The sequence below is a fragment of the Novipirellula galeiformis genome, assembly GCF_007860095.1.
Lineage (GTDB): Bacteria > Planctomycetota > Planctomycetia > Pirellulales > Pirellulaceae > Novipirellula > Novipirellula galeiformis.
In genome coordinates this window covers 84695-96532 of record NZ_SJPT01000016.1, presented here as the reverse complement: position 1 = coordinate 96532, position 11838 = coordinate 84695, and the positions used below count along the sequence as shown (strand labels likewise).

The window sequence follows — 11838 nt, the reverse complement described above, 5'->3', positions numbered from 1 at the left end:
CCGCTGGGAATCAATGTCACCGACTTGCAGGTTGCGAGCTTCCTCGAGCCGCAAGCCCATCGAGTAGGTCGTCCAAAAGAAGGCTGCAATCCGCTCGACTCGGCAGGCGTCGATGATGCGGTGGACCTGTTCGATGGTAAGCACCTCCGGCATCGTTTTGGACCGCTGCAGCTTCATCGTGGCGAGCGTCTGCCAATTCCGCTTGCAGGTTCGCGAGTAGAAGTACTTGATGCCAGAGAATGCTACTCGGATCGATCCGTAAGCGAATTGTTTTTCGTTCTTGAGGTACAGGAAGTATCGCCGCAGTTCGGATTCGGTGATTCGGTTGGGACGTTTTTCACAGTAGTCGGCGAGTTGCCGAACGGCTCGGAGATAGCCGTGCACGGTGCGTTTGCTCATACCGGCAAGCTGCAGGTCTTCGTTCATGTTCTGATAGAGCTTGCCGTCGAAGTAACGAGATGCAGCGGGGAGGTGATCGTAGTTAACCATGGTAGATCCTTGTTGAGAGAGTAAAAAACAACAAGAAAACATGCCAGCGCACTGAGGATCGGCTAAACTGACGCTCTAGATAAAGCATCCACGCCGCCGCGATAGCGGCTTACTTGAACAAAACGATGAACGCGGAGCCGGCGAACACGCGTTTTCAAAATGGAAGATCAACCGCGCCGGCCCGGTTATCGTTGACGTTCGCCGACGGGGGAAAGGTTTTGCGCCCTTTCTCCCTTGATTTCCTGCCCAATAGATCAACGGAATCTTACGCTCAAACGCTTGCCAATGGAGAAGCATGACGGCCGACGACAAGCGAAACGAACTCTACGCACAAACGCGGGACGATCTACTTAAACGTCAACTCTCGAACAACGAGAATTTTGACCGCGCAATTCTGACCTTGTCGAGTGCCGGACTCGCTACCAGTGTCGCTTTTCTGCGTGGCATGGACGCGGAATACGGGATTTGGTGCTTGGTGCTGTCATGGATCGCATTCGTATGTGCAATCATCGCAACGCTCGTTTCCTTTCAGACAAGCCAAGCTGGAATCAAGCGTCAGCTAGCTCTCGCCGAGGACTATTACCTCAACAAAAATGACGACGCCCTCACGGCGCCGAACAAAGCCTCAGAATGGACTGATCGACTCGCCGGGTGGTCGGCGATTTCGTTTATTCTCGGTATAGTTTTGCTACTATGCTTTTTCGGATCAAATCTTCACTCAAATTCGCCGGAGGCGAACATGGCAAAGGAAATCCCCGGATCGCAAAAGAAGGGTGCTTCCGTGAATCGCATGCAACGAATCGAAGGCGGAGCAACTGTTCCGAATATGCAACAGGCGCCTACGGACGATTTGGGTTCAAGCATTCCGCCGATGCAACAACTTCCCGAGCAGCGGTCGGACGCTCCATCTGGTGGTAGCACGGATTCCGATTCTTCAACACAATCAAACGACTAAATACACGGAGATTTTGATGGCTGACGATGATACTCGAACAACCGACCGTTATGGCGCTGCCGTACCGCGAATGGTCCGCATAGAAAACGGCGCGTCAGTACCGTCCATGCAAGTTGTACCGACCGAGGAACGAGGCGCGAGCATCCCACCCTTGCAGCAGGTGCAACAATCCACGCCAAACCAATCTGGTGGCGAATCGTCATCTGGCGGCACCTCGAACTAACGGCAAAATGCGGCGAACCAGTAAGCCTTTGACATCGCGAGGTACGAGCCGATGTTCAAGGGCTTTGTTCAAGAAGCCCGTGGAAGCGAGATCGGTCTCTCGATCAACTACTTGAGTTTTGCTTTGACGAGTCAATCGTCATCGCTACCGAGTCGATCCGTTCGATGAACCTGAAAGGCATTACTCAGGCACTTTGAGACCATTCGGGTGCGATCTGGCATGGCTGGCAATGGACTAACAGAAGCTTTTGATGCGACCTCGATCGGATCGGCGCGCACCTTCAGTCGACGTCTTCCCTGAAACGTTTGCGAGGTAGGTCGTTGATGTGGGTTCGTCGGTTTCATCATCCGCTGTCGAAGTAGGCTAGTGATCGGGTGTCTGAGCACTCGATCGGATCGTACGTCACCTCGACCACTCGCAACTGACCACCGCAGTCCGAGCAGCAAAGTGGTTGTGTCAGCGGCTTCTCTTGCGGCGCATGCCCGCTGGCCAGCCAGATAAAAACAGCCACACCAACCAACGCACCTCATCAGGTGACAGGAAACCTGTCAGGACTCTTTTGCGGCCATGAGGCGACTGTTAAGGCGGTGAAATGCCTAGACCTAAGCGTGCGGACGAGAAAGACGCGATTTACCATGCCTTGAATCGGGGCAATGGGCGCTGGACAATCTTTCACAAAGACGCCGACGACAAGGCAGCTCGATCAAATTCGCTGGTCGATTCGCCGAGGCAGTCCCCTAGGACAGTCAACTTGGGTAGAATCGATCGCACGTCGCCTCGACCTCCAGTCCACCCTCCGCCTCCGCGGAAGACCCAAGAAACAAGTCCCGGTACCGAGAAAAGTATCCTGACACCGTTCTTGGTTCCCGAGATTTAGCACCAGCATGATTAGTGATATTGAAGAATACTTTTCGAAGGGTTGCGGCCGCTGCGAACGGTTTGCGACTTCGGATTGTTCAACTCGCCATTGGAGCGGTGGCCTCGCTAAACTCCGCGAAATTTGCCTCGGAATGGATTTGGTCGAGACCGTCAAATGGGGGCATCCCTGCTACATGCACGGCAATCGCAATATCGTCATTATCGGAGCCCTTCGAAACGACTTCCGTCTGAGTTTCTTTAACGCTGCTCTGATGAAAGACCCCGATGGCGTATTGGAAAAACGGGGGCCGAATACCCAGCACCCCGACATGATCCGTTTTACGGAGAACAACCAAGTAGCGAAGATGAAGCTGGTCATTGAGTCCTGTTTGACAGAGGCGATGGGGTATGCCGAAGCAGGCATCAAGCTCCCGACACAGCAAGGCAAAATCGAACTGCCTGATGAACTGCGAGAGGCTTTGGACTCCGATCCCGAACTTGCTGAAGCATTTTATTGTCTTACTCCCGGCCGCCAAAAAAGCTACGTGATAAACCTGAATTCAGCTAAGAAGCCAGCGACACGGATTTCACGCATCGCCAAATTCCGTGATAAGATTCTTGCGGGAAAAGGTGCGATGGAGCGTTGAGGCTGAAACGAGCAACAGAACCGTGCCGTGAACAGGAGCGGTAAAGCCGGGCGGTTTTGAAATAGACAGCGTTTCGTCGCCGCCCAGTTACGGCTACCTTTGTGTTGGCAAGCCGAACCCAATGCCAGTTTGCGTGTCTATTCCGAAGTTTCGATAGCTCGCTACTATTTAAGACGACACGCGATGGCTATCCGCACGAAAGTAACCAGGAAACCACCTCCTAAGCAGAAGCCAAAACAGCAACCTGCGACATGCGGTGAAGGAAAGGTGGCAGGCCTCTTTTGCGGCCATGAGGCGACTGTTAGCAGGTGTGCAGGAGTCTTTCGGTAGATTAGCCGTTTTGGCGTTAGCCACGGTTCAAGCGGTTCAAGCGGGGCTAACGCCCAAGCGGCTAATGGGATTTCACCCAATCATTCCTGCGTAACTGCTTAGGGCGGTGAAATGCCTTGACCTAAACATGCGGACGAGAAAGATGCGATTAGCCAACGCGGTGAGCTACATGCACCCATGGGATCACGAACGCAGTGGCCGAGGGAATCAATCGAAAGATCCAGTCCGTCAAGCGGCGAGGGGGCGGTTACCGCAACAAAGAGAACTGCAAGACAGCGATCTTTTCTACTGCGGTGGACTTGATTTACACCCACACTGAGCCGTGATGGACCTACAAAAGTGAGTCCTTCTACCATGGGTGCGATGCAATCAGGTTGAATTGCATCGCGTCAATGCACTGGGGACGGCCCGCGACAATATCTATTTATTGTCGATCTTATAAATTCCGGCATCGTCCACATAAAGTTCACCATCTGGACCAAAACCATCAAGCAGCATCAACATCCGCACGGCAGTGGCTTTGCCCGTTTTGTCCTCGGTCAGCGTGAACGGAACGACGCTGTTGCTCCACGTTCCTGGCTTCAGTGTGATGAGCGTCGATGGAAGAATCATTTTACTATTTCCTGCGACGCTCAAAACCACGCTGGCAGTGCCTGGCTTGGAGCCTTCGGGCACATAACAATAGACCTGCGCGTAATAAGTACCGGGTTCGTAGGCGATGTCTTGAATCGCAGCGCCGCGTCCCAATCCTTTAATCATGAAGCTCTGCTTTCCGCTGTGAGCCTGATCTGGAGTCGCTTTCCAGATGCCCTTGTGATACGTGGTTGATTCGTCAGATTTATCCCAAGTTGTCCAGCCGGCTGTGCCTTCTTCGAAAGAAGGATTCTTCGAAACCAAAACGGATTTGCCGTTCACCGTATGAAGGATCAGCTGTGCTGGTTCACTCACTGCGGGATCGGTGCTGGCGGCCAGTTTCTCCATACTCGCTTTCACTGACGCGCTCTTTTCCACCCATGGCAAAACACGCCATAGCAAGGATGGCCCCCAGTTGCCGCCGTTGGTGGCAGGATATCGTGTGATGTAATCTGCGCTGCCGGAATACAGCGGATCCTTGGCGAACGCAGCCAGTAGCGTCTTCCGCTTACTCGCTTGCACCATCACATCAGCCGCTTTGTCCAGCAAGGTTAGAGCGTCCTTTTCCGATTGCGGATCACTCTTTGATGCCAATTCCTCGCCCTGATAAGTGATGATCGAGGCTTTGTAAAAATCCCACATCTCCTTAAGTTTAGCGACGCGTGCCTTGCGCTCGGGCGTGTCAGCCAACTGCAACGCAGCAGCAAAGTCAGCATCGGATTGCGTGATATAAGATTGAGGAACATCCATCAAGTAACTGGGGTCAGCATTGAATGGCAAGTATTGTCCTTTATCGGTATTCCATTTGGAATGATAGAGATCCACCGTCCAAAACTTCTCCCATGTAGAGTAGAAATTCTTCAGTTTTGGCCCAGCCTTCTCTCCGGCAAAATGCGCGCACCAATCATCCAATAACGCATCCACATCTTGATTGGGATTCCAATAGAGCTTGCTGAAAACCCACGGCTTGGGGCCGGATCCCCAGTTTGGATAGAGCTCGGCATAGGAATACTCCACCTGATGATCCGCGCCCCAGCTTAGGTATTTCTGTGCCCGATGAAAGAAGACACGCGGCAACTGATAACTGATGCCGTATGCATAGTCATACCAACCCAAAACGGGAGAAACCTTTTCCCACCGCTGCGTGAGCAACCGTCCCTGTTCGCGAAGGACCGGATCTTCCCAACGCATGCGATCGTAGGTGATAAACGGCACGATGTGCGAATTGACGTCGACTTTGGTGGGCGGCTCGGCGATGCCATTGTAGGCTAAAACACCAAAGTACTTATCGGGATACTTCACAAGTACTTTTTCTACGACGGCATTCGCCCAAGTGAAGTACTCATCGGAAACATCTTCGTATCCCAAAAAGTTAGTTTTGCCGTTGCGTTTCGCTCTGGAAACAGCGGATTGATCCCAGTTGTTGGAATCGTTCATCCCCAACGAATAACTAGTGGCGTTGGGATGTTCCTCAAAATATTTTTCAATACGTTCCACAGCCACATCCACGATTCCTGGTGCAGTGAGGTTGGGCTGCCAGTGCGGATCTACATCATCTTTGGGAATATAGCGTTTTCCATCCTGTTGCACTGGATAGAATTCTGGGTGAGTTTTTGCAAAGCGGCTCGGTGGGAAAAGATTCAATAAATTATGATGAAATTCCACTCGCCCACGAGCGCGATTAAAACGTCCCCATTTTCCTGACGGAGAATTAACCGTGAGATTGATCGGTGAAAATTGCCGCGAAAGATAAGTGGGTTGTTGAACGATTTTAGTATCGGGAATATCAATGGTTTGATGTTTGGGAATGTCGGTTCCCAAGTCTGTCGGCATCAACCAGCGCACGCCGAGATATCGTTCTAGGAAATCATAGACGCCAAATTCGGTTCCCCAGTCGCTGCCGCCAGCGATGGCGTATTGATGATCGTTAAGACCTTGCAGGATAAACCCATCGCTATCGATTTCGGATGTATCCACAGCGGCGTTCTGTCCCACGGTGATTGCATTGCCAACTGCCGTTGCGGCAATGGGCAATTTTGCGCCGCTGCTTTTCAGGATGTATTCCTGCAAGGTTTGTGCGGCTCGACGCACCTGTTCGCTTGCGTCTTGCGCCACAACGATGGTCGCTCTGGGTTGACCGTTCTGCACCACAATCATCGCATCCGCGTTTTGCTGACAAGACCATAGAACGCCGAGTCCCGAAGCCAGCGATAGTCCCAGTCGGAGAAGGTGTTTTCGAACCATGATGAATTTCGATTAGGTGCAAGTTTAGTTAGGCTATGATTTATAGCAGATCTAGGGGAAGGAAAGGTGTCTGGCTGAATGGCACGGGCTGAGGCGATGAGTCGCTACCGGTAGTGGCTAGCTCGGTGAAGAAAAGCTGTCAGGCCATGAGGCGACTGTTGGGCTGGTGAAATGCCTAGACCTAAACGTGCGGACGAGAAGGATGCGAGTTTCCATGCCTTGAAACGGAGCAATGGTCGCTGGACGCTCTTTCGCAAAGACGCGGACTGCGAGGTATTCGAGAGCATCTTGTCCGAGGGATTGCCGCTCTTTCTCTGTCGAATCTTGGCCTGCCAGTTGATGCCCCCATCATTGGCACCTGGTGCTGCAACCCAATGAGCGCGGAGGGATGAGCCATTTCTGCGTTGGGTCACGCTCACGCACACCATGCGTTAAGCATGTAGGCAGTCGTCTTTCAGCAAATTAGCCGTTTTGGCGTGAGTGCTTTGTCACAGCTAAAAAGTAGGGGTTGACCGTAGTGGACGAGGCAACGAGTCCCTGGGATTCGTGGTAGGTAAGGGACTCGTCGCCTCCTGTTGATTACCCACAAGTATCCCGTAGGGATTGCCGACATTAGCCGCAGGTAATCGCAGCGTCACCTGTGGTCATTAGCCAAGCGAATCCTATCGACCCCGAAGGGTGGCGTAGAATCCTTGGTGATGGATCTCCGACCCCCTTCGGGGGCGACGTTTAGGTTTTGATCTGTTTCCGGCGGTTTTCGCTTCGCTCGACCGCCGGCGAATGTCTGCGGACGCCTCCGGCGTAATCGAATTTTCGGGTAATCAACATCTCGTCGCCTCGTCCACTACCCTAACCTCGTGCTGTAACAAAACACGAGCCACGGTTGAACGTGCGAACCGTGGCTAACGCCAAAGCGGCTAATGGGATTTTACCCAATCATTCCTGCCTGCTTACTACGCCCACTATCACGCTGCGGGAGAAGGGCATGTGTACCAAGGTCGCTTCAAAAGTTTTCCAGTTCAGGACAACGATCACTTCCTCGTCCTGTGTCGCTACGTTGAACGAAATGCGAAACGAGCCGGGCTGGTTAAAAAGGCTGAGGATTGGCGTTGGGGATCGCTGTATCGCTGGTTCTAAACCAGTAAACCTCTGCCAAGGTTACTGTCACCATGGCCGATCCCGCGCTCGCCGCACTGGCTTAGGCGAGTCAACGAAGCACTCGGCGACACGCAGCTCGATCAAATCCGATGGTCGATTCGCCGAGGCAGCTCCCTAGGACAGTCAACTTGGGTAGAATCGATCGCATGTCGCCTTGACCTCCAGTCCACGCTCCGCCCCCGCGGAAGAACCAAGAAAGAAGTCCCGCTACCGAGAAAAGTCCTGACACTTTTTTGTCCCTGCCCCCTTTTTTATCCAGGGGATTTGACAGTCCAGGCTACGGATTCCATTCCATTTTCTTTCGCTGTTACGAGCTGGTCAAATCGAAGTCGATCGTCTCGCCTCCCGAGGGCACGTCGGCGGTCAGTTCGGTGAGAGAATTGTATTTTTCAGGAAGGTACATTTCGCCTATCGGCGTTTTCTCACCGGGGTTGGATTCATCGAACAAGCCCGGAACGATCCGTGAGGCACGAATCTCGACCTGCATCGGTCCGGTAAAGGTCTCCACTGAGTACCTGCCATTTTCGATTGGGCCACTGAAACTTCGTTGGTCGCCTTCGAGGGATCGAAATTGAATCCGGCCGTCCTTGAGCGGTGCGCCGTCATACGTCACCGTGCCGCTCACCGGTTGCAAGTCGAGCCCGCTACCACCGGGACAACCAACTAACAGTGGCAACACCAAAAACAAACCAGCGAAACAAACTACATTTTTATTCATCAATGACTCAACAAAAACAAATCGAAGGGACAGGGAAGGGGGAACCTTAAAACTCACCGATCGTACGGCCATCGGCACGGTTGCCCAGGTCACGCCAGGTCTGTCGTTGGATCGAATCGGTGACAAATCGAACTGAGCCGTCACAGAACGCCGTCAACACGCCGCCGGTGTGATGACTGCGGGCAAAATTGTAGAAATTGCGGTGGTTGGAATCAGTGATATCCTCGCAAGGCGATTTCGGAAAAGTCTTGCTCCTGCACAAACGAGTAAAATCGGGCACCGTTGTGTTCGGAGGCTCTGCCGAGGTAAAACCATAGGAGCCAAAGATCGCACCGCCCCAGTAGCCGCCCATGTCACCCCAACTGCTTGCGCCGGACGCACCGCGAATAATCGTCTCGCTGGCGAGCAGCGTATGCGAGGTTCCGTCGAGGCAATCGCGGAACTTGTAACTATTCGCTTGCCCAAACATGCCTCCCGAATCCGTCCGAACGATTTGCATCTGCGCGGCCGTAATCCCGCCAGTCAGATCATGGGCTGGCGTACCGCCACCGCCGCAAACACCGTAACTTCCTTGGAAGCCTCTGTCGGATCCGCTGCCACCATGGGCTGGGCCCGATGGATCCGAAGGGCACATGAAGGCAGGTATCGCAATGCCAATCAATTCCGCTGGCAATTGGTGAAGATGTGTCGCCTGGGAGGCGCCATAAGTTTCAAACGCGACCTTGTATCGCTCGAAATACGCCTGCTGCTCGACAAATGGCAGAAGGTTCTGGAACCAGCATTCTCGTTTAAGTGTCTCTGACTGGGCCTCCAGGAGATAACCATACGGGAACTTCTGATGGGTATCATGGTAGTTGTGCATCGCAAGGCCGATCTGCTTCATGTTATTGGAGCAGCTCATTCGGCGTGCCGCTTCGCGGGCGGCCTGCACCGCTGGCAGCAACAAGCCAACTAAGACACCAATGATGGCAATCACAACGAGTAGCTCCACGAGCGTGAACCCGCGACGTGCGGACTTGAGTGCGGTTGGCATCGGAAACCCCTTAGGCAAAGAAATGAGTGGGAATTGTCGCAGCAATCCGCACGGCAGCAGTTCCGGGTGGTTTGCGCGTAACCCTCCAGTGTAGCGTTACGGTTTATGGCGATGCAATCCCCTCACGTGACGAAACACCTGTGGCCCGGAAGGGTCAAAGGTGTCAGGTAGTGAAGGAAATGAATCAGGACTCTTTTAGTGCCATGAGGCGACTATTGGGGCTGGTGAAATGCCTAGACCTAAACGTGCGGACGAGAAGTGTGCGAGTTGCCATGCCTTGAAACGGAGCACTGGGCGCTGGACAATTTTTCACAAAGACGCCGACTACGAGGCATTCGAGAACATCTTGTCCGAGGGATTGCCGCTCTATCTCTGCCGAATCTTGGCCTGCCAGTTGATGCCCCCATCATTGGCACCTGGTGCTGCAACCCAATGAGTGCGGAGGAATGAGCCCTTTCTTGCGGTGGGGCACGCTCACGCACACCATGCGTTAAGCATGTAGGCTGGAGTCTTTCGGCAGATTAGCCGTTTTGGCGTGAGTGCTTTGTCACAGCTAAAAAGTAGGGTTTGACCGTAGTGGACGAGGCAACGAGTCCCTGGGATTCGTGGTAGGTAAGGGACTCGTCGCCTCCTGTTGATTACCCACAAGTGTCCCGTAGGGATTGCGGACATTAGCCGCAGGTAATCGCAGCGTCACCTGTGGTCATTAGCCAAGCGAATCCTGTCGACCCCGAAGGGTGTCGTAGAATCCTTGGTGATGGATCTCCGACCACCTTCGGGGTCGACGTTTAGGTTTTGATCTGTTTCCGGCGGTTTTCGCTTCGCTCGACCGCCGGCTAATGTCTGCGGACGCCTCCGGCGTAATCGTATTTGTGGGTAATCAACATCTCGTCGCCTCGTCCACTACCCTAACCTCGTGCTGTAACAAAACACGAGCCACGGTTGAACGTGCGAACCGTGGCTAACGCCAAAGCGGCTAATGGGATTTTACCCAATCATTCCTGCCTGCTTACTACGCCCACTATCACGCTGCGGGAGAAGGGCATGTGTACCAAGGTCGCTTCAACAGTTTGCCTGTTCAGGACGACGATCACTTCTTCGTCCTGTGTCGCTGCGTTGAACGAAATGCGAAACGAGCAGAGCTGGTTAAAAACGCTGAGGATTGGCGTTGGGGATCGCTGTCTCGCTGGTCCGAAGCCAGTGAACCTCTGCCAAGGTTACTGTCACCATGGCCGATCCCGCGCTCGCCGAACTGGCTTAGGCGAGTCAACGAAGCACTCGGCGACAAGCAGCTCGATCAAATCCGATGGTCGATTCGCCGAGGCAGCTCCCTAGGAGAGTCAACTTGGGTAGAATCGATCGCACGTCGCCTTGACCTCCAGTCCACGCTCCGCCCCCGCGGAAGAACCAAGAAAGAAGTCCCGCTACCGAGAAAAGTCCTGACACTTTTTTTGTCCCAATGAGCAAAATCCAAATCGAAACACCGCGTCTGAAACTGGCACTCCAGTCCCTCGACGAGACACGCGCGCGAATTGATGCAATGTCGGAAACTGACAAAGTGAATCTGTCAGCCGATTGGTTGTCGCTTCTTGGTTCCGCAACCTCGGCGGATCCATGGCTTCTTGGGTTCAACATCCAGCTTCGCGATAGCAACGTCTTCGTCGGCCAATGCGGTTTCAAGGGTCCCCCAACACCCGAAGGCGTCGTCGAGATCGCGTACTGCGTGGAACCGGATCGTCAGCGAAACGGCTACGCCACCGAAGCTGCTCGCGCTTTGGTCCACTATGCTTTTGGGCACAACGAGGTTCTGCTGGTTCGGGCACACACGCTTCCGGAGACGAATGCATCAACTCGAGTGCTGACCAGATGCGGTTTCCGCAATATGGGTGAAGTCATTGATCCGGATGATGGTCCGGTTTGGCGGTGGGAGATACAGCGAGAATCGGCGTAGCATCCGGTTGAACTGGGGTGGCGGTTCGAGTGGACGCCGAATTCCACGTCGGTTGATCGCCACCCGGTTAACCGAAACATTATGCCAATGAATCCTTATAACTCGATTTAGCTGAATGGCTGAATTACCTGACGCCTTTATTAGCCCAATGGAGTCCGGGCCGACCTCCAAGGCAAGGTCATTGGTGTGCGATTAGGGATGATGAGTGTTCTTGCTTGCTGGAACACTCATCGCCACGAGTAAACACTCATCGTTACGTGGCGTTGCCAACGGTCGACTTCCAGCACGGCGACTTCCAGCACGGCCGATGCGCCAGTCGAAGGTCGCCGACTCGTGAATCGGCTCGATCAATTGTTGCTCGGTCCCGCTTTGGGGAGTATCGTGGGGGACGCGGAATCGATTTGATTGACGAATCGTCCGCCGAACAAGCCCAGATCAAGAACCGCGGGGTGAACCAACGTTGCCGCTATGACGGTATAGGAATGGATCATCGAGGGCGGCACAACCTGGTTAACCCAAATCGATCGCCGAGCAAGGCTACCGCTTTCAAATGCAAGACGACACGGATCCTCCAAGGCTGCGGCACCGTATCCTGAGCG

At 53.6% G+C, this 11838-nt stretch carries 9 protein-coding genes and 1 pseudogene; 5 read left to right on the top strand and 5 right to left on the bottom strand.

Annotation, left to right across the window (positions count from 1 at the left end; all coding sequences use genetic code 11):
• Positions 1 to 489: tyrosine-type recombinase/integrase (locus tag Pla52o_RS25485; protein WP_197169527.1), on the bottom strand; the 489-nt coding region annotated here is incomplete at its 3' end.
• A 475-nt stretch (positions 490 to 964) separates the two neighbouring features.
• Between Pla52o_RS25485 and Pla52o_RS25480 the strand changes: the two genes are divergently transcribed.
• Positions 965 to 1444 carry a hypothetical protein gene (locus Pla52o_RS25480; RefSeq protein WP_146597458.1) on the top strand — a complete coding sequence of 160 codons (480 nt, stop codon included), beginning with the start codon at positions 965 to 967 and terminating at the stop codon, positions 1442 to 1444.
• A gap of 566 nt (positions 1445 to 2010) precedes the next feature.
• Here Pla52o_RS25480 and Pla52o_RS28025 read toward each other — a convergent pair.
• Positions 2011 to 2198, bottom strand: a pseudogene (locus Pla52o_RS28025) (IS91 family transposase); the annotation flags it as partial.
• A 353-nt stretch (positions 2199 to 2551) separates the two neighbouring features.
• Between Pla52o_RS28025 and Pla52o_RS25470 the strand changes: the two are divergent.
• Both Pla52o_RS25470 and Pla52o_RS27985 read left to right on the top strand, forming a co-directional pair.
• Entirely contained in the window at positions 2552 to 3172 is a 621-nt protein-coding gene (locus tag Pla52o_RS25470; RefSeq protein WP_146597456.1) for a YdeI/OmpD-associated family protein, read from the top strand.
• 524 nt (positions 3173 to 3696) lie between these two features.
• A complete protein-coding gene (locus Pla52o_RS27985) occupies positions 3697 to 3828 on the top strand; it encodes a transposase (protein ID WP_197169525.1) in 132 nt (43 codons plus the stop codon).
• Positions 3829 to 3922: 94 nt separating this feature from the next.
• Here the strand turns inward: Pla52o_RS27985 and Pla52o_RS25460 are convergent, their stop codons facing one another.
• Positions 3923 to 6379: a DUF4838 domain-containing protein gene (locus tag Pla52o_RS25460; protein WP_146597455.1), complete on the bottom strand. Its 2457-nt coding sequence runs from the start codon at positions 6377 to 6379 to the stop codon at positions 3923 to 3925.
• Positions 6380 to 6550: 171 nt separating this feature from the next.
• On the opposite strand from Pla52o_RS25460, the gene Pla52o_RS25455 reads away from it, so the two are divergent.
• A complete protein-coding gene (locus Pla52o_RS25455; protein WP_146597454.1) occupies positions 6551 to 6757 on the top strand; it encodes a hypothetical protein in 207 nt (68 codons plus the stop codon).
• A 1087-nt stretch (positions 6758 to 7844) separates the two neighbouring features.
• Here the strand turns inward: Pla52o_RS25455 and Pla52o_RS25450 are convergent.
• Both Pla52o_RS25450 and Pla52o_RS25445 read right to left on the bottom strand, forming a co-directional pair.
• Positions 7845 to 8255: a hypothetical protein gene (locus Pla52o_RS25450; RefSeq protein WP_231612658.1), complete on the bottom strand. Its 411-nt coding sequence runs from the start codon at positions 8253 to 8255 to the stop codon at positions 7845 to 7847.
• Between the two features lie 46 nt (positions 8256 to 8301).
• Positions 8302 to 9288, bottom strand: a complete 987-nt coding sequence (locus tag Pla52o_RS25445) for a DUF1559 domain-containing protein (RefSeq protein ID WP_146597453.1) — start codon at positions 9286 to 9288, stop codon at positions 8302 to 8304.
• Between the two features lie 1459 nt (positions 9289 to 10747).
• On the opposite strand from Pla52o_RS25445, the gene Pla52o_RS25440 reads away from it, so the two are divergent.
• Positions 10748 to 11239: a GNAT family N-acetyltransferase gene (locus Pla52o_RS25440; RefSeq protein ID WP_146597452.1), complete on the top strand. Its 492-nt coding sequence runs from the start codon at positions 10748 to 10750 to the stop codon at positions 11237 to 11239.
• Positions 11240 to 11838 lie beyond the last annotated feature (599 nt).

Bases quoted from the DNA above. Each gene is read 5' to 3' on its own strand.
- Pla52o_RS25470 (WP_146597456.1), top strand. From the start codon at position 2,552: ATGATTAGTGATATTGAAGAATACTTTTCGAAGGGTTGCGGCCGCTGC.
- Pla52o_RS25460 (WP_146597455.1), bottom strand. From the start codon at position 6,379: ATGGTTCGAAAACACCTTCTCCGACTGGGACTATCGCTGGCTTCGGGA.
- Pla52o_RS25455 (WP_146597454.1), top strand. From the start codon at position 6,551: ATGCCTAGACCTAAACGTGCGGACGAGAAGGATGCGAGTTTCCATGCC.
- Pla52o_RS25450 (WP_231612658.1), bottom strand. From the start codon at position 8,255: ATGAATAAAAATGTAGTTTGTTTCGCTGGTTTGTTTTTGGTGTTGCCA.
- Pla52o_RS25445 (WP_146597453.1), bottom strand. From the start codon at position 9,288: ATGCCAACCGCACTCAAGTCCGCACGTCGCGGGTTCACGCTCGTGGAG.
- Pla52o_RS25440 (WP_146597452.1), top strand. From the start codon at position 10,748: ATGAGCAAAATCCAAATCGAAACACCGCGTCTGAAACTGGCACTCCAG.